At 63.6% G+C, this 16,562-nt stretch carries 16 protein-coding genes and 1 other RNA gene; 12 read left to right on the forward strand and 5 right to left on the reverse strand.

All coding sequences use genetic code 11. The annotated features are described in order from the left end of the window. Positions 1-91: 91 nt before the first annotated feature. The gene (locus tag AC1Q6Z_RS05075) at positions 92-757 is read right to left on the reverse strand and encodes an outer membrane protein (RefSeq protein WP_256117182.1); all 666 of its coding nucleotides are present in this window, start codon (positions 755-757) and stop codon (positions 92-94) included. A 250-nt stretch (positions 758-1,007) separates the two neighbouring features. Between AC1Q6Z_RS05075 and AC1Q6Z_RS05080 the strand changes: the two genes are divergently transcribed. After that, entirely contained in the window at positions 1,008-2,552 is a 1,545-nt protein-coding gene (locus AC1Q6Z_RS05080; RefSeq protein WP_492646938.1) for a putative bifunctional diguanylate cyclase/phosphodiesterase, read from the forward strand. A gap of 75 nt (positions 2,553-2,627) precedes the next feature. Continuing rightward, positions 2,628-4,025, forward strand: a complete 1,398-nt coding sequence (locus tag AC1Q6Z_RS05085; RefSeq protein WP_492646939.1) for a serine hydrolase domain-containing protein — start codon at positions 2,628-2,630, stop codon at positions 4,023-4,025. On the opposite strand, the gene AC1Q6Z_RS05090 is transcribed toward AC1Q6Z_RS05085, so the two are convergent. Beyond that, complete coding sequence (locus AC1Q6Z_RS05090; RefSeq protein WP_435267944.1) at positions 4,010-4,411, reverse strand: ketosteroid isomerase-related protein; 402 nt, start codon at positions 4,409-4,411, stop codon at positions 4,010-4,012. The two genes, AC1Q6Z_RS05085 and AC1Q6Z_RS05090, sit on opposite strands and share 16 nt — an antisense overlap. Before the next feature lie 81 nt (positions 4,412-4,492). Here AC1Q6Z_RS05090 and AC1Q6Z_RS05095 point away from each other — a divergent pair, with 81 nt between their 5' ends. After that, the gene (locus AC1Q6Z_RS05095; RefSeq protein WP_492646940.1) at positions 4,493-5,080 is read left to right on the forward strand and encodes a GNAT family N-acetyltransferase; all 588 of its coding nucleotides are present in this window, start codon (positions 4,493-4,495) and stop codon (positions 5,078-5,080) included. Between the two features lie 4 nt (positions 5,081-5,084). On the opposite strand, the gene AC1Q6Z_RS05100 is transcribed toward AC1Q6Z_RS05095, so the two are convergent. The 3 genes from AC1Q6Z_RS05100 to AC1Q6Z_RS05110 form a co-directional block, all read right to left on the reverse strand. After that, complete coding sequence (locus AC1Q6Z_RS05100) at positions 5,085-5,999, reverse strand: transglycosylase SLT domain-containing protein (RefSeq protein WP_492646941.1); 915 nt, start codon at positions 5,997-5,999, stop codon at positions 5,085-5,087. A gap of 132 nt (positions 6,000-6,131) precedes the next feature. Then, positions 6,132-6,761, reverse strand: a complete 630-nt coding sequence (locus AC1Q6Z_RS05105; RefSeq protein ID WP_435267947.1) for a LysE family translocator — start codon at positions 6,759-6,761, stop codon at positions 6,132-6,134. A 70-nt stretch (positions 6,762-6,831) separates the two neighbouring features. Further along, positions 6,832-8,046 carry a pyrophosphate--fructose-6-phosphate 1-phosphotransferase gene (locus AC1Q6Z_RS05110; RefSeq protein WP_492646942.1) on the reverse strand — a complete coding sequence of 405 codons (1,215 nt, stop codon included), beginning with the start codon at positions 8,044-8,046 and terminating at the stop codon, positions 6,832-6,834. Positions 8,047-8,299: 253 nt separating this feature from the next. Between AC1Q6Z_RS05110 and AC1Q6Z_RS05115 the strand changes: the two genes are divergently transcribed. The 9 genes from AC1Q6Z_RS05115 to AC1Q6Z_RS05155 all read left to right on the forward strand — a co-directional run bounded on the left by AC1Q6Z_RS05115 (position 8,300) and on the right by AC1Q6Z_RS05155 (position 16,497). Further along, on the forward strand, positions 8,300-9,040 hold the full coding sequence (locus AC1Q6Z_RS05115) for a molecular chaperone DjiA (RefSeq protein ID WP_256117171.1): 741 nt from the start codon (positions 8,300-8,302) through the stop codon (positions 9,038-9,040). Continuing rightward, entirely contained in the window at positions 9,037-9,801 is a 765-nt protein-coding gene (locus tag AC1Q6Z_RS05120) for an N-acetylmuramoyl-L-alanine amidase (protein WP_492646943.1), read from the forward strand. The genes AC1Q6Z_RS05115 and AC1Q6Z_RS05120 overlap by 4 nt, the downstream gene beginning before the upstream one ends. A 441-nt stretch (positions 9,802-10,242) precedes the next feature. Then, a complete protein-coding gene (locus tag AC1Q6Z_RS05125; RefSeq protein WP_492647245.1) occupies positions 10,243-10,740 on the forward strand; it encodes a lytic transglycosylase domain-containing protein in 498 nt (165 codons plus the stop codon). A 78-nt stretch (positions 10,741-10,818) separates the two neighbouring features. Then, complete coding sequence (locus AC1Q6Z_RS05130) at positions 10,819-12,000, forward strand: NAD(P)/FAD-dependent oxidoreductase (RefSeq protein WP_492646944.1); 1,182 nt, start codon at positions 10,819-10,821, stop codon at positions 11,998-12,000. A 50-nt stretch (positions 12,001-12,050) separates the two neighbouring features. After that, an RNA gene (gene rnpB, locus AC1Q6Z_RS05135) (RNase P RNA component class A) lies at positions 12,051-12,446 on the forward strand. Between the two features lie 420 nt (positions 12,447-12,866). Continuing rightward, the gene (gene mraZ, locus AC1Q6Z_RS05140) at positions 12,867-13,307 is read left to right on the forward strand and encodes a division/cell wall cluster transcriptional repressor MraZ (RefSeq protein WP_256117167.1); all 441 of its coding nucleotides are present in this window, start codon (positions 12,867-12,869) and stop codon (positions 13,305-13,307) included. Positions 13,308-13,321: 14 nt separating this feature from the next. After that, on the forward strand, positions 13,322-14,347 hold the full coding sequence (rsmH, locus tag AC1Q6Z_RS05145) for a 16S rRNA (cytosine(1402)-N(4))-methyltransferase RsmH (protein ID WP_492646945.1): 1,026 nt from the start codon (positions 13,322-13,324) through the stop codon (positions 14,345-14,347). A 3-nt stretch (positions 14,348-14,350) separates the two neighbouring features. Continuing rightward, entirely contained in the window at positions 14,351-14,746 is a 396-nt protein-coding gene (ftsL, locus tag AC1Q6Z_RS05150) for a cell division protein FtsL (protein WP_492646946.1), read from the forward strand. After that, entirely contained in the window at positions 14,746-16,497 is a 1,752-nt protein-coding gene (locus tag AC1Q6Z_RS05155; protein WP_492646947.1) for a peptidoglycan D,D-transpeptidase FtsI family protein, read from the forward strand. The genes ftsL and AC1Q6Z_RS05155 overlap by 1 nt, the downstream gene beginning before the upstream one ends. Positions 16,498-16,562: the final 65 nt, after the last annotated feature.

Consider the following 16,562-nt stretch of genomic DNA (forward strand, 5'->3'; position numbering starts at 1 on the left):
AGGTCCCATGACCTATCGCGTATTTTCGTAAAATTACGGTTAGCGGGACGTTAAACCGGGGCGGCGGCTGATACCGCCGCCCGGATCAATGTCAGAACTTCATGCTGACGCCGAGCATGATCGAGTGCGAATCGAGGTCGCCCCGGCGGCCTGCCGCATCGAAGATGTCGGAATTGCCGTAGTCGGTGTAGCGATACTCCACGCGGCCCGCCACCGTGTCGGTGAAGGCCTGCTCGACGCCGGCGCCGACGGTCCAGCCATGCGCCGTGTCCTTCTCCGTCACGCCGGCATCGCGGTCCCGGAGCTCGGCGCGGGTAAAGGCCCAGCCGCCGGTGCCGTAGATCAGCGTGCGGTCGAAGGCGTAGCCGAGACGGGCGCGGACCGATCCGCCCCAGTTCGTCTCCGCCTCGTAGCGCGTGCCGCCGGAGGAGAAGCGCTCGTTGTTGAAGTCGTGTTTGACGTCGGCTTCGACACCGTAGACCCAACCATTGTTGAAGAAGTTGTAACCGGCAAAGGCGCCGAGCGCAAAGCCGCCGAGGTCCTGGTCGATGGCAGGCGCCGGGCCGCCCGAATCGGCATTCGTCCAGCCGTAGCCGCCGTTCACACCGACATAGAAGCCGCCCCAATCGTAGATGCCGGCCGTCTCGACGATCGGTGTTTCGATCGGCGGTTCGGCAACGGCCATGTCGGCCGCGAAGACCGGAAGCGCTCCGGCGGAAACGAGGATGCCGGCGGCACCGAAGATCATGGATTTCATCTGATGGTCCTTCCCACTCGATAGTCGCGCGAAGCCCCACGCACGAATGACAACAAGGCCCGAACGTCTGAAACCGGCCATGGTTCCCTGGAGACGGAATCCCGTTGAATCTTGGGGGCGAATGCCAACGCTCCCTTAACACTCTGTCATTCTTTGTCCTCTAGAAACATCGACAGGCCGATGCCCGGCCGGACGCACCCCTGTTGTCATGATAACAACGGTTTAGGGTTACATGATGTTGAAAACCTTGTTGCCGAGAATCGAGCAGCGCTATGCGCTGACGGGGTCGGTTTTCGGAGCCTTTCTGCCAACCCTCTGCATTGCCGCCGACCAGGTCCTGCGCGACCAGGCGCAGGCGAGCCTCTTCGGCTTTTCCGCCCCGACCGCCACCGCGCTGGCGCTGATGCCCGTCTTCTTCGGCGTCGGCTTCTACCAGATCGGCCGGTCGAAGGCTGCGCTCATCGCCGAACTCTGCCAGCGCCGCAAGACGGAGCAGCGGCTGACGCACGATGCCTATCACGACCGGCTGACCGGGCTTGCCAACCGCTTTTGCCTGGAGCGCGATATCCAGGCGGTCGTGGAGGGCAGCGACGAGGACGACCGCCCGGCGCTGCTGCTGCTCGACCTCGACCGTTTCAAGTTCGTCAATGACAGCCTCGGCCATGATGTGGGCGATGCACTGCTCGCGGCCATTGCCGTGCGCCTCCAGCGCGCGCTTTCGGCAACGGCGCGCGTCTACCGGCTTGGCGGCGACGAATTCGTCGTGACGATTGCCGGGCGGCCCTCCGAGGGCAAGATCGAGAATGTCTGCCGCACGATCTGCGATCTGTTCCAGGACCCGTTCGAGCTGAAGCGCCACCGGGTTTCCAGCGGCTGCAGCATCGGCGTGACCTATATGGAGGCGGGTGACGCCTCGATGTCGGAGCTTCTGAAGCGTGCCGATGTCGCGCTCTACGAGGCGAAGGACATGCCGGGCAGTGGCTTCCGCTTCTTCGATGCGGCACTCGCCGCCGCCGTCCTGGCACGCGCGGCCATCGAGCATGATCTCGCCCGCGCCATGGGTGCGGACGAATTCTTTCTCGAATACCAGCCGATCGTCGGTGTCGAGAGCCGCGTCGTGCGCTCCTTCGAGGCGTTGCTGCGCTGGCGGCATCCCGAAAAGGGGCGGATCATGCCGGACCTGTTCATTCCGGCGGCGGAAAAGACCGGCCTCATCCTGCCGCTCGGCAACTGGGTGGTGCGCGAGGCCTGCCGGGAGGCGGCGAAATGGCCCGCACCGGCCGGCGTCGCCGTCAATGTCGTCGGCGACCAGTTCAAGGACCGCGCCTTCGTCGATTATGTGAAGACGTGCCTGGCCGAGGCCGGGCTTGCGCCGGGGCGGCTGACGATCGAGGTGACGGAATCGGTCTTCTCGGTCGACGAGACGGTGATCCGCGAGAGCCTCTGTGAGCTGCGCGACCATGGCGTTCGCGTCGCGCTCGACGATTTCGGCATCGGCTTTTCCTCGATCAACAACCTGCGCGCCTTCCCGATCGACCAGTTGAAGATCGACCGCTCCTTTGCGCGCGCGATGATGGAGAGCAAGCGGGACGCCGACCTGGTCGATATCATCCTGAAGCTCGGCCAGACCTTCCAGGTGACGACCACGGTGGAGGGCATCGAATCGGAAGGCCAGCTCGATTTCATCCGCCAGCGCGGCGCTTCCGAGGCCCAGGGTTTCCTGATTTCCGGGCCGGTGGCCGCACAAGATGTGATGCGCTTCCTTCTACACACGGAAAATCGTCGTTCGGCCTGACGTTGTCACAAGCGCGAAAAGCCTTTTCATGACAGTGGAATCCTGCTTGTCTCGCGACTGGAAGGAGAGGCCGTTATGAGACGATTCTACAGGCTGGCCGCTTGGGTGCTTTCCCTCCTTGCCCTCGTCGTCCTGGTGGGGGCGAGCTGGCTCATCGTATCGCCGCCCGCGCTGCTCAGCGTCGGCTCCGGTTATGCCGCAAAAATCGTCTGCTCCAGCGTCTTCGTTTCCGGCCGCGACCCGGCGCAAGTGCTTGCCGAGGACGTGCAGGCGCCCGGTCATCCGCTGTTGAAGCTGATGCGGCAGGACGTCGATCTCGCCGGCAAGACCGTGACGACCCATCTGCTCGGCCTCTTCGCGCCGGGTTATGCCGCCTGGCATGAGGGCTTCGGCTGCTCCAGCGTGCCGGATGGCGATTTCCGTGCCGCACACCAGGCCGTTTCCGATATCGCGCTGCCGAAACTGCCGGCGGCGGACCTGGCCGTGGCCTGGCCCGACGGCGAGGCGGTGACGCTGGACTCAGACCTGTCGGCGCTGCTTGCCGATGCCGGCCTCACCGGGCCGGGCATGCGCGCGACCGTGGTGGTGCATGACGGGCGCATCGTCGCGGAGGCCTATGGTGACGGTTTTGACGCCAAGACGCCGCTGCTTGGCTGGTCGATGACCAAGTCGGTTAATGCGGCGCTTGTCGGGCGGCTGATGCAGGCCGGGGCGCTTTCGCCGGAGATGAAGGGCCTGTTTCCGGAATGGCGGGAGGATGCGCGCTCGCAGATCACGCTCGCCCAGCTTCTCGCCATGGAAAGCGGGCTCGCCTTCAACGAAAGCTACGGCGATGTCGCCGATGTCACGCGTATGCTCTTCCTCGAGCCGGACATGACGCGCTTCGTGCTCTCGCTGCCGCTGGAGGCCAATCCGGGCGACACGTTCAACTATTCGAGCGGCACCGCGATGCTGCTCTCACGGCTGTGGATGGGCGCGCTTGGCGGGCGCAGTCAGGCGCTGTCCTTCCCGGCAAAGGCGCTGTTTGCGCCGCTCGGCATGGCAAGCGCGGTGATGGAGCCGGACGAGACCGGCATCTTCGTCGGCTCATCCTATATGTACGCGACGGCGCGCGACTGGGCGCGGTTCTCGCTGTTTCTGTTGAACGACGGCGTCTGGAAGGGGAGCCGGCTGCTGCCCGCAGGGTTCGTCGGCGCCATGGCGACGCCGACCAAGGCCTCGGGCGGCGCCTATAGCCAGATGCAGACCTGGACCATGGGGCCGGGCCGGGAGAGCGACACGGATTACGGCCTGCCGGACGAGACGTTCTGGATACTCGGCCATGACGGGCAGTCGGCCGCGATCATCCCGTCGCGCAAGCTCGCGGTGATCCGGCTGGGGCTGACGCCGTCAAAGCGCGGCTACCGGCCCCAGGTCCTGATCAAGCGCATCCTCGATGTGCTGGATGCGAAAACCGCTCAGGCGCCGACCTGAGCGATCCAGTCGTTGAGGTTGTAGGTGTTGGAGATGCGCGCGACCTTGCCGTCGCGGATCTCGAAGAAGGCGCCGGCGGGCAGCACATAGGTCTGGCCGTTCGCCTCCGGCAGGCCCTCGTCGGTGGCGAGATACTGGCCGTTGACGACGAATTCCGCCGCACCGCGTTTGCCGTCCTCGCTCGACATGATGACGATGTCGGTCAGCGTCTCGCGGTAGCTGCGGTTCATATGCGCCATGAAGTCGCGAAATGCCTGCTTGCCGACCTGCCGGCCGCCCTGGTTGATGTCGTGGACGACGTCGTCGTGCAAGAGATCGAGGAAGGCCTCCATATCCTGCCTGTTGAAAGCATCGTAATAGGCGCGGATCGTCTCTTTTGCTGGCATGTCATCCCTCATATCAATGGCGTCAGGCGGAACCAGATCGCCTTATAGCATTGTTCAAGCCTTTGGGAACATTCACGGATCATGCAGATCAAGATCGTCCAGGGAGAAGCCGTGACGCCGCATATCGCGGACCTCGCGCGGCTGCGCACACAAGTCTTCCGCGCTTTTCCTTACCTCTACGAAGGCAGCGAGGACTACGAGGCCTCCTATCTCGCGACCTATGCGAGGTCGCCCGAAAGCCTCTTCGTGCTGGCGCTTGACGGCGAGCGCATCGTCGGCGCCTCGACCGGCGTGCCGATGCCGGATGCGTCCGACGTTTTTCAAGCGCCGTTCATCGCCGCCGGCATCGCTCCGCAAAAGGTCTTCTATTTCGGCGAATCGGTGCTGCTCTCGACCTATCGGGGCAGGGGGCTCGGCGTGCGCTTCTTCGAGGAGCGCGAAGCCTATGCGCGCCGCCTCGGCCGCTTCGACTGGTGCACCTTCTGCGCCGTCGAACGGCCGCAGGACCATCCGCTGCGCCCGACGGACTATGTGCCGCTCGATGCATTCTGGGCCAAGCGTGGTTACGAGCACCGCGCCGACTTGCGCACGATGCTTGCCTGGCAGGATATCGGTGAGGAGAACGAGACGGAAAAGCCGATGTCGTTCTGGCTGAAGGCCGCGCGGTAGCGGCTTATCTCAGGCCGGTCTCGTCGAGCAGGCCCTTGCGCTTGGCGTGGTAATAATAACCGGCCGCGTAGAGGCGCACCGCGCCGTCGTTCTTGTCGTCCGCGACCATCCAGGCGCCGCGCAGGTACTTGCCGGCATATTTGATGTTCGTCTCGGCGTCGAACAGGCCTTCGGCCGGGCCGTCGAAGCCCATGCTCTTGGCCGTCGCATATTTGATCTGCATCAGGCCGTAATGGCCGCGATTATAGGCCTTGGGATTGTAGGTGCTCTCGCGCTTGACGACGCGATGCAACAGCGATTCCGGTATGCCATAGAGTGCCGCATATTTGCTGATGATCGCGTCGATCGGCGTGCCGGACTTCTTGAACGGCTGGTCGCCCTGCGGCACGACGAGGCGTGTCTCAGTGGTCAGCACCGCGTTGCTGATGAGCGCCGGCTTGGCCATCGGCACGATCTTGCGGCTCGCGACAAGCTGTTCGAGGCCTTCCGGCTCGCCGCTGTCGAAGCCCGGCTCCATCACTGAAACGCCGATGACCGTGTCCATGGGCTGAACATCGGTCGCCGTGTTGCCGGCAAGAGCGGCCGTCGCGGCGGCTGCACCCGTCATGGATTTCGATTCCGTAAGGGCCGAGACCGGAACGGCGCCGCCTTCGGCATCGGTCGCAACGGCAACCATGATCGGCGTCGGCAGGGCTTCCGCTGTGTTCTCCGTGCCGGGCTTGGCGGCGGGCAGGGCGGCATAGGCGACTTCGGTCGTCGAACCGTCCGCAGCGGCAATTTCCGTGGTCGACGTGGGCGACACGGTTTTCGCCGAAGTCGCGTCGTCGGCGACGCTGGCGCAGCCGGCAAGCGTAACAAGAAGGCCTGCGCAGGCAAGCGTGGCAATGCGTGCCGGACGGGAAACGGAAGTATCAGCCATGGTCGTCGCTCTCGGTTTGCCGGGATGCACGGGCGCTGGAACGCCCGCACGTTTTGCAAATCAATCGGCCGTGGCCGTCCCCGTCCATAGCCGATCAGGCGCGAAGCGGCAACCCGTAGGCTTACCGACGTCTCAGGTGGTCGCCCGCTTGAGGCCGGCGGTGAGCAATCCGGCGCCGATCAAGAGCGTGCCGCCGGTGCGGTTGACGACCTTCTGGACCGAAGGTTTGCGGATGGTCTTGCGCGCAGCGGCGGCGAGCAGGGCGTAGGAAAAGGCGTTCAGCGTGGCGAGCACGAGGAAGGTGATTTCGAAGATCACCATCTGCGGCAGCACCGGCTGGGTAAGGTCGAGGAACTGCGGCAGGAAGGCGACGAAGAAGATGATGCTCTTGGGGTTCAGCGCCGTCACCACATAGGCATGGGCGAAGATGCGGAACGGCTTTTCCTCTGCCGGCGCCTCGCCTTCGGCACCGCTGGAGACGGGTGCCCGCCACAGCTTGATGCCGAGCCAGATGAGATAGGCGGCGCCCACCCATTTCAACACGGTGAAGACGGCGGCGGAGGTCGCAAGCAGCGCGCCGAGGCCGAGCATGGAGGCGGTCATGGCGGTGAAATCGCCGAGTGCCACGCCCGCGACGGTGGCGCCTGCGGTGCGGCGGCCATGGCCGAGCGCATAGGAGATCACGAGGAGGATCGTCGGGCCTGGAATGGCCAGCATGACGGCGGAGGCTGCGGCGAAGGCCAGCCAATGTTCGAAGGACATAAAAAACTCCCCGGATCGGTATCGATCCGGGGAGCAAGCCATCACGCTATTTTGGCGTCAAGAACAATCATCAGTCCGCCGGCTTCCACTTCTGGCCGACGACATCCATCACCTCGCCGAACCACTTGGCCGAGGTGTCGAAGTGCTTGCCGCCCTTGATGCGCGGGAATTCGATGGTGCGCAGCTTGCCGCCCTGGCCTTCGTCATGGCCGGTGACGCCGGAGACCTTGTTCAGCGCGCTTTCGACGGCGAGGTCGGTCATGCTTTGGATCAGGCGCAGGTCGTCGCGGTTGGCCGGTGCCGAGCGCGCGTAGTAGCCGGACTTCTGCACCATCGAGCGTTCGGCGCCGAGAAGGGCCGCGAACTGCTTGGAGAACCAGTTGCCGACATTGATCGTGTCGATCTTCACATGGCCGAAGGCGTCGCGCTTGACGGTTTCGCCGGCGGCTTCCCGCTCGGCGACGATGGCGTCGAGGCAGGCGCCTTCCGAGACGAAGAGCGTGACGAAGCCGGCGCGGTCCATGGTGGCCTTCAGGCGTTCGGCCTCAGCCTCCAGGTTGAAGTCCAGCTCCGGCAGGTAGAGGCCGTCGATGTTCTTCAGCTGCTTGTTCATCATGAAGCCGTCGACATATTCGTTGGCGCCGGTCTTCTGGATATAGGCGCGGGCTGTGGCGGCGGTGAGCCAGCCGCAATGACGGCCCATCACTTCATGCACGACGAGCGTCTTCGGGGCCGCACTTTGTTCGTTGCTGACATGGTCGAAGAAGCCGGCACCGACTTCGGCCGCCGTCCAGGCGCCGAGCGACTGCCGGATCGGCACGACGTCGTTGTCGACCGTCTTCGGCAGGCCGACGACGGTGAGGTTGTAGCCGTTGGCGCCGAGATAGGCGGCAAGGTCGGCGGCCGTCGTGTTGGTGTCGTCGCCGCCGATCGTGTGCAGTATGGTGATGCCGTCCTTGGCGAGGCGCTCGGCGGCCACGCGCAACGGATTCTCGCCTTCCTTGACGAGGCCGCGCTTCACGCAGTCGGCGGCGTTGGTCAGCTTGACGCGGCTGTTGCCGATCGGCGAGCCGCCGTAGCGGTGCAGGAGCGGCGCCTTTTCGCGCATGTCCTTGGTGATTTCGATGCGGTCGCCAAGCAGCACGCCCTGGTAGCCCGAGCGATAGGCGACCAGCTCGATCTCCGGTGCGACGTCGCTGTAACGCTCGATGAGGCCTCCGACGGCGGACGACAGGCAGGGCGCGAGCCCGCCGGCGGTCAGCATTGCGACTTTCTGCTTGGCCATAATTCCTCCTCGGCTTCAGCACGTCTGGATGGGTGGGCGTTGTCTAGCGCAGAATCCCCCTCAAGGGAAACGGCGCGGTGAACTTATCCGCACTCCATGACGGATTGTCTTTCGTGCTCCACAGGCGAAAATCCCGCAGCGCCGGATTTCCGATGCCTCCACTTCATGAGGGCCATCAAAATTTCGTCATCCGGACAAGAAATGCGGGTTCCGTGCCTTGCTTTCCCTGCAATTGTCTGATCAAGATCACCTTATGTTCCAGAATTCGCCCAGTTGCTTCATCAGTGCCGTATGGGATCGCCTCGTCGGCATGGTCTCGGATGCCGCCAGCAACGTGCTGTCCGGCGTGGTGGAAGCCGTGCGTACCCTCTTCGAGGGGGATCCGGAAACGCGCAAGCAGGTTGCCTTCTCCATCGCGATGATCGCGCTTTCCGCCAAGATGGCGAAGGCCGACGGCATCGTCACGACGGCCGAGGTGGATGCCTTCAAGGACATCTTCAAATATCCGGACAACCAGGCGGCAAATGTCGCCCGGCTCTATAATCTCGCACGCCAGGATGTCGCCGGCTACGAGGCCTATGCGGAGAAGATGAAGGCGCTCTGCGTCTCCTGCGAGAAGAATTGCCCGATCCTGGAAGACATCGTCGACGGCCTGTTCCATATCGCCAAGGCTGACGGTCTGATCCACGAGAACGAGATGGCCTTCCTCGGCCGCGTCGCCGAAATCTTCGGCATGGCGGACGAGCGCTTCGAGCAGATCACCGCGCGCCACGTCCATGTCAGCGGGCGCGACCCTTATAAAGTGCTGGGCGTCAAGCCGAGCGACGATTTTGCCGAGATCCGCAAGCGCTACCGGGTGCTTGCCTCGGAGAACCATCCTGATAGGCTGGTGGCGCGTGGCGTGCCGGCCGAGTTCCATCAGATCGCGAACGACCGCATGGCCGCGCTCAACGCTGCCTATGAGGCGATCGAGAAGGAACGCTGCGCTGCATGAGCGCATTCACATGTGACTATTCCGGTGCGACCGCCGCGCCGTCGCCGAACTTTGGCGAACGGGCGGGCGGGCGCTCCCCGGACATCATCCTCCTGCATTATACCGGCATGGCAACGGCAGACGGCGCGCTGAAATGGCTTCGTGCGCCGGAAAGCCAGGTCTCCTGTCATTACTTCGTGCATGAGGACGGACGCGTCGAGCAGCTCGTGCGCGAGGCGGACCGCGCCTGGCATGCGGGAAAGAGCATCTGGAAGGGCGAGGCCGACATCAATTCGGCCTCCATCGGCATCGAGATCGCCAATGCCGGCCATCCCGGCGGGCTGCCGGATTTCCCCGAAAAACAGCTGAACGCGGTCGTCGAACTGTGTCTCGATTGTGGCAGAAGGTGGGAAATCGCCCCCGAGCGGGTGCTGGCGCACAGCGATGTGGCCCCCATTCGCAAGGTCGATCCGGGTGAAAAATTCCCCTGGATGCGCCTCCATGCCGCGGGTGTCGGGCACTGGGTGACGCCATCGCCGATCGCCGGCGGGCGCTTCTTCCAGCGCGGCGATTCGGGTCAACCCGTCGAAGCCTTGCAGACGATGCTGTCGCTCTACGGCTATGGCACTGAAATCAATGGTTTTTACTCGGAAAAAACCGAAGGGGACGTGGCCGCTTTCCAGCGCCATTTCCGGCCGGAACGGGTCGATGGCATCGCTGATTTTTCGACCATCGACACGCTGCACAGGCTGCTTTCCGCGCTGCCGCGGCTGGCCGCCTGACAGCCTTTCCGAATATTCGAATATTACAGACTGTAACAGAAGTTTACCGCTTCGCCACATCCTGACCCGATTGGCCATGTCTTTTCCGGCTGCGTTCAGTGCAGCGCAACATGCGGTCAGGGCCTGATCGCTATCAACGAGGATCGAGACGTTTGCGCGGTCTGTGCGGCTTGAGATGCCGCCGGCCAGGGCTCTGCCTTTGCGCCTTTTGGAGACGAAAACTAGATGAGAAGACTTCTTGCTGCCCTTAGCGCGGCCTGCTTTTGTGTGTCCGTTTTTTCCGCTGGAATGGCGCATGCCGAGGCCACCCACGGGCCGACGAAAAAACAATATCTCTTCCAGCCCTCCGCCAAGGAAGATGCGGGCAGCAAGGCGAAGCCCCAGAAGGTTTCCAGCAAGTCGAAATCGCAAAAGGTAGCCAGCAAGACGAAATCCCGCAAAGTGGCGAGCAAGCGTTCCAATCGCACGACGGTCATCGACAAGGACGGCGTGGTCGTCGGCAAGCTGAAGACCTTCAACAGCACGACCGGTTACCCCAAGGCGGAAAACCCGCTGACGGCGGACCTCAAGTCGGCAAGCTATTCCAGCCTGATCCAGACCTATGCGAAGACCTATGGCGTGCCGGTGGATCTCGCCCATGCCGTCGTTCGCGTCGAGAGCAATTTCAACCCGCGGGCGCGCGGCAGTGCCGGCGAAATCGGCCTCATGCAGATCAAGCCGGCAACAGCACGCGCCATGGGCTACAGCGGCGGCGCCAAGGGTCTCTACGATCCGGAAACCAACATCAAGTTCGGCATGAAGTACCTCGCCATGGCCCATGAGCTTGGCGGCGGCACGACCTGCGGCACGATCCTGAAATACAATGCCGGCCATGGCGCCAAGCGCATGAACCCGGTCTCCAAGCGCTATTGCGGCAAGGTCCAGAGCATCATCGACTAATGTCGACAAGCAAGGTTTCGCGGGCTGGAATCGGCCCGCGAGCATGCTATGCCGTCAGCATTCAGGTGAGGGTGCAGCATGGATCGGCATTTCGATTTCGTCGTCGTCGGCAGGGGCATGATGGGGGCTGCCGCAGCGCGGCACCTGTCGGGAACGGGCGCTTCCGTGGCGCTCGTCGGCCGGGGCGAACCCACCGACTGGCAAAACCATGACGGCGTCTTCTCCAGCCATTACGACAGCGGCCGCATCACCCGCACCATTGACCAGGACCCCGACTGGGCGCTGCTCGCCAACCGCTCCATCGCGCGCTACCGCGAGATCGAGGCCGAGAGCGGCATCGCCTTCTACGGCGAGACCGGCTGTCTGATCAGCGGTCCGGCTGGCGGCGATTTCGTCAATTCGGTCGAGGTGGTGGCAAAGCGGCATGGGCTCGACGCACCCGTGCTCGACCGCGCGGAGTTGCGGTCGCGTTTTCCCTGGTTCGACCTGCCGGAAACCTCGGCGGGCGTCTTCGAGGCGAAGGGGGCCGGTTACATCGATCCGCGCAAGCTCGTCGCCGCGCAGATCGTCTGCTTCGAGAAGGCGGGCGGCTTTTCCATCCTCGACGATGTGGTCTCGGTGACCGATGCCGGTGACTGGGCGACGGTCACGCTGAAGTCGGGCGAGGTCGTGACGGGCGGGCGCGTGCTTGTGGCGACCGGCGGTTTTTCGCGGGCGCCGGGGCTGTTGCCGAAGGTGCCGGCGCTGACGATCAAGGCGCGCACGGTCGTGCTGGCGCAGCTTTCGCCGGAGCAGGCGGCGGCTTACAAGGACATGCCGTCCTGGATCGACGAGAGCACCATCCCCTCGGAGCATTTCTACTTCCTGCCGCCGATCGTCTATCCGGACGGCCAGTCCTACCTGAAGATCGGTGGCGATCCGACGGACATAGAGATCGAGGAGGAGCAGGCGATCCGCGACTGGTTCCGCGGCGAGGGTGGCCCCGAATCGGCCGCCCATCTCAAGCGGCTGCTGGCCCGTTCCATTCCGGATCTCGATCCGGTGCGGCTGATTTCCGTTCCCTGCGTCACGACCTACACCGTGCACGGCTATCCCTATGCCGGCTTCGTCGGGGGCGAGCGCGTGGCGCTTCTGACGGGCGGCAACGGGGCGGCGGCGAAAAGTTCCGACGAGATCGGCCGCATCGGCGCGGACCTGGTGATTCGCGGCCGGATGGACGAGCCGGACTACAAGACGGATTTCGCCGTTCATTTCCGCTAAGCTCCGTTTCTCTCTGGTCTTTCCGTTCCGCATGGGCTAGTCAGCGCCTGCCAGTTGGCCGGGCAGCCGCGCCTTGCAAGTGCCGAAAGGCCGCAGGGTGAGGAAAGTCCGGGCTCCACGGAAACACGGTGCCGGATAACGTCCGGCGGGGGCGACCCCAGGGAAAGTGCCACAGAAAGCAAACCGCCTTCCTCGGAAGGTAAGGGTGAAAGGGTGGGGTAAGAGCCCACCGCGGTCCTGGCGACAGGGCTGGCAAGGCAAACCCCACCGGGAGCAAAACCGAATAGGGATGACGCGAAACGCGCAAGCGTTTCAGCCCGTTTCCGGGCCGGTCATCCGGGTGGGTTGCAAGAGGCCGGGCGCAAGTCCGGTCCCAGATGAATGGCTGCCACGTTCCGGTTTCGACCGGAGCCATACAGAACCCGGCTTACAGGCCAACTGGCAAAAAACCTCCTCCGGACGATGATTTTTTATGACGTGCTAATGCGCTGAAATCCTTGGGGTTCGCGCATGCCTTGCTGCGCGTTGAAACGCACGCGACCGGTGTTTCAGAATGTGTAAATACAAGGCCTTGGGCGGCGTTTTCTAACCATTTGTTAAACTTAACGCCTTATAAACGTTTGACGGTCCGATGACCGGGAAAGAGGTTCCTTCCCATTGACGCCCATATGGTCCCATGGTATCCCAAAATCACACTGCACGAGGACGCATGAGCGTCCGACCATCGCAAAGCTTTGAGGCTAACCGGCTGGGGACGGTGCGACGCGAATGCGTTGCATCTGGGCTGGTCCATGCGCGTGGTGTTGTGTTGGTTATGCCGGGGCGGATGCACAGCGTTCCGGTAGGGGAAGCGGCTGTAGCGTGTCATGAACCGATTCCTGTCGAATGCGACAAACAGGATCGATGCAAAGGGGAGGGTTTCCGTCCCCTCGGCATTCCGTTCCGTTCTGTCGCAGCGCGACATCCGGGAGCTGTACTGCTTTCAGGATTTCACCTTTCCGGCCATCAGCGTCGGTGGGCTGGATTTGCTCGATCGTTTGGAGCGCCAGATCGCCAGCGAGGATGTTTTTTCGCCGAAAGCCAATCGGATGTCGCTCCTCATTCACGGGGGCGGCGTCTTCATGAAGCTCGATTCGGAGGGGCGCCTGCCGGTCACGGATTTCATCCGGGACTATACGGGCATCACCACGGACGTGACCTTTGTCGGTCGGGCGGATCATTTTCAGCTCTGGGCACCGCAAGCATTCGAAGAGACGCAGGCGGCCGCCCGGGAAGAGTTCAGGTTGCGAGGTCTGGGCTCGGGGTAAGACGGAGAATCGGAATGACGGCGGATCTTGGCGGAGGTTTTACTGAAGCCGATGACGGACCGGTCCGTCACATTCCGGTTCTTCTCTCCGAGGTCATCGCGGCGCTCGCGCCCAAACCCGGCCAGGTCATTCTCGACGGCACCTTCGGGGCGGGCGGCTACACTTCCGCCATCCTGGCCGAAGGGGCGAATGTCATCGGCCTCGACCGTGATCCGAATGCGATTGCCGGCGGCCAGCCGCTGGTCGAAGCTTCGGGTGGCAGGCTTTCCCTCATCCATTCCCGCTTTTCCGAACTTGCCGATCATGCGCCCGCGGGCGGTCTCGACGGCGTCGTGCTCGATATCGGCGTCTCCTCCATGCAGATCGACGAGGCCGAGCGCGGCTTCTCCTTCCAGAAGAATGGCCCGCTCGACATGCGCATGTCCGCCTCGGGCGTTTCGGCGGCCGATGTCGTCAACCGTGCAAAAGTCTCCGACCTCATCCGCATCTTCGGTTTCCTCGGCGAGGAAAAGCAGTCCGGCCGCATCGCGCGTGCCATCGAGAAGGCGCGCGAGAAGGAACCCTTCACCACGACGCGCCAGCTTGCGAACCTCATCGAGCTGACGACGCCGCGCAAGGCCAAGGACAAGATCCATCCGGCGACGCGCGTCTTCCAGGCGCTGCGCGTCTTCGTCAACGACGAGCTCGGCGAACTCGCCGAGGCGCTGTTTGCCGCCGAGCGTGCCCTGAAGCCGGGCGGACGGCTCGTCGTCGTCAGCTTCCACTCGCTGGAAGACCGGATCGTCAAGAAATTCTTCCAGGATCGCGTCGGAAAGGCTGCCGGATCCCGGCATTTGCCCGAAGTTCACGACAAAGCCGCAACCTTCGCACCAGTCGGGCGCCCTATGGTGGCGGCCAGCGACGAGGAGAGTGCGGTCAATCCGCGCGCAAGATCCGCGAAGCTTAGGGCAGGCGAGCGCACCAGCGCTCCTGCCGGGACGGATGATCTGTCCATTTTCAACCTGCCCAACCTTGCCAGCCTTGAGAAGATGGGAAGCTGAGTGATGTTCCGTACCCTTGATGTCGTGATGATCGCCGTCATGACCGCAGCAGCCACCGTCACCTACTCGATCAAGCACCAGGCCGAGAACAAGCTCGAGCAGGTGCGCAAGCTCGATGCCGAGATCAAGCTGGAAGAAGACACGATCGACCTGCTGAAGGCCGACTGGGCGCTGCTGACCCAGCCGAACCGCCTCAACCGTCTGGTGAAAGCCTACGAGACCGACCTGAAGCTCGTGCCGACCGAATCGACCCAGCTTGCGCAGCCGAGCGAACTGCCCATGGCGACGGCCGAGTTGCCGGCGCTGGAGCCGGAGAAGGACGAAAAGGTCGCCCAGGACAGCAAGAAGACCAAGAAGAAGACCACGGACGCAATCCAAACCGGATCGGTGGCCAACTGATGTCGTTTCTCTCCCGCATCATGGACGTCAAGAGCAAGGCGCACTTCAACGCCGGCGGCAACAACAACAACAGGACCGGCGGCAATGGCGGCCAGGCCTTCGAGGGCACGCGCAAGCGCACGGGCTCGCAGGCCCGCAGCCGCGTCGCCGTCATCATCTGCTGCTTCGGCATGGTCTATGCCGTGATCGGCGGGCGCCTGGTGCAATATGGCATGGCCTCGCCGGAGACCGTGTCCTCGATCGGCCCGGCCGACCACCTGATGGCCTCGCGCCCCGACATCGTCGACCGCAACGGCGAAATCCTCGCCACCGACATCCGCACCGTCTCGCTCTATGCCGAACCGCACAAGATCGTCGATGCGGACGAGGCGGTCGAAATGCTCGCCACCGTGCTGCCGGAACTCGACCGACGCGGCATCTACCGCAAGCTCACCTCGAAATCCCGCTTCCAGTGGCTGAAGCGCCAGCTGACCCCCAAGCAGCAGAGCCGCATTCTCGCGCTCGGCATTCCCGGCGTCGGTTTCCGGCCGGAAAAGCGCCGCTTCTATCCGGGCGGCGTCACCGCCTCGCACATCGTCGGCCACGTCAATATCGACAACCGCGGCATTGCCGGCATGGAGCGCTATATCGACAGCCAGGGCCTCGCCGACCTTGCCGCCATCGGCATGACGAGCGATGCCAAGCTGGAGCCGGTGCGCCTTTCGATCGACCTGCGCGTCCAGGCCATCGTGCGCGAGGTCGTCGCGACGGGCATGGAGAAGTACAAGGCGCTGGCCGCCGGCGCCGTCGTGATGGACGTGCATACCGGCGAGATCCTCGCCATGGCCTCCGTGCCGGATTACGACCCGAACAACCCGGCCGCCGGCGCCAAGGACGGTTGGATGAACCGCATGTCGAACGGCACGTTCGAGATGGGCTCGACCTTCAAGAGCTTTACGACCGCGATGGCGCTCGATTCGGGCAAGGTGAAGCTCACCGACAGTTTTGACGCGCGCGCGCCAATCCGCATCGGCGGCTTCACCATCAAGGACTTCCACGGCAAGCACCGTGTTTTGACCGTGCCGGAAATCTTCCAGTATTCCTCGAACATCGGCACGGCCAAGATGGCCGACGTCGTCGGTATCGCCGGTCACAAGGAATTTTTGACCCGCATGGGCCTGCTCACCAAGCTCGACACGGAACTGCCGGAGGTGAAGACGCCGTCGCAGCCGCGCGAATGGAAGAAGATCAACTCGATTACCATCTCCTTCGGCCACGGCGTCTCGACGACGCCGCTGCAGACGGCGGTGGCGGCGGCGGCGCTGATGAACGGCGGCCTGCTCATCAACCCGACCTTCCTGCCGCGCACGGCGGAAGAGGCGAACGAGGTGGCCAAGGTGGTCGTCAAGCCGGAAACCGGCGAGCAGATGCGCTACCTCTTCAAGCTCAACGCAAACGACGGTTCCGGCCGCCGCGCGCTGGTTCCGGGCTTCAATGTCGGCGGCAAGACGGGCACAGCCAACAAGGTCGTCGGCGGGCGGTATTCCAACACGCAGAACTTCAACGCCTTCCTTTCTGCCTTCCCGATCGACGACCCGAAATACGTGGTCCTGACCTTCATCGACGCGCCGCAGACGGGCGAGGGCGGGGGCCGCACCGCCGGCCTCAACGCCGCCCCGATGGTCGGCGAGATCATCCGCCGCTCGGCAGCCCTTCTCGGTGTAAAGCCGAAATTTGGTGAGGACGGGTCTGCCTTGCTTGTGTCTTATTGAATGGAGAAGACGGGACGCCGATTCGGAAGCGAAACGGCGGCCCATGGAAAGCAACAGAGCAGACA

This window comes from Shinella sp. GW835-FHT14H05, assembly GCF_058793575.1.

What these genes read in the sequence shown, in the direction of transcription:
- AC1Q6Z_RS05120 (WP_492646943.1), top strand. Translation starts at nt 9,037, where the DNA reads ATGAGCGCATTCACATGTGACTATTCCGGTGCGACCGCCGCGCCGTCG.
- AC1Q6Z_RS05100 (WP_492646941.1), bottom strand. Translation starts at nt 5,999, where the DNA reads ATGGCTGATACTTCCGTTTCCCGTCCGGCACGCATTGCCACGCTTGCC.
- AC1Q6Z_RS05095 (WP_492646940.1), top strand. Translation starts at nt 4,493, where the DNA reads ATGCAGATCAAGATCGTCCAGGGAGAAGCCGTGACGCCGCATATCGCG.
- AC1Q6Z_RS05075 (WP_256117182.1), bottom strand. Translation starts at nt 757, where the DNA reads ATGAAATCCATGATCTTCGGTGCCGCCGGCATCCTCGTTTCCGCCGGA.
- AC1Q6Z_RS05155 (WP_492646947.1), top strand. Translation starts at nt 14,746, where the DNA reads ATGTCGTTTCTCTCCCGCATCATGGACGTCAAGAGCAAGGCGCACTTC.
- mraZ (WP_256117167.1), top strand. Translation starts at nt 12,867, where the DNA reads ATGAACCGATTCCTGTCGAATGCGACAAACAGGATCGATGCAAAGGGG.
- rsmH (WP_492646945.1), top strand. Translation starts at nt 13,322, where the DNA reads ATGACGGCGGATCTTGGCGGAGGTTTTACTGAAGCCGATGACGGACCG.
- AC1Q6Z_RS05105 (WP_435267947.1), bottom strand. Translation starts at nt 6,761, where the DNA reads ATGTCCTTCGAACATTGGCTGGCCTTCGCCGCAGCCTCCGCCGTCATG.
- AC1Q6Z_RS05130 (WP_492646944.1), top strand. Translation starts at nt 10,819, where the DNA reads ATGGATCGGCATTTCGATTTCGTCGTCGTCGGCAGGGGCATGATGGGG.
- AC1Q6Z_RS05115 (WP_256117171.1), top strand. Translation starts at nt 8,300, where the DNA reads ATGTTCCAGAATTCGCCCAGTTGCTTCATCAGTGCCGTATGGGATCGC.
- AC1Q6Z_RS05085 (WP_492646939.1), top strand. Translation starts at nt 2,628, where the DNA reads ATGAGACGATTCTACAGGCTGGCCGCTTGGGTGCTTTCCCTCCTTGCC.
- AC1Q6Z_RS05090 (WP_435267944.1), bottom strand. Translation starts at nt 4,411, where the DNA reads ATGCCAGCAAAAGAGACGATCCGCGCCTATTACGATGCTTTCAACAGG.
- ftsL (WP_492646946.1), top strand. Translation starts at nt 14,351, where the DNA reads ATGTTCCGTACCCTTGATGTCGTGATGATCGCCGTCATGACCGCAGCA.
- AC1Q6Z_RS05110 (WP_492646942.1), bottom strand. Translation starts at nt 8,046, where the DNA reads ATGGCCAAGCAGAAAGTCGCAATGCTGACCGCCGGCGGGCTCGCGCCC.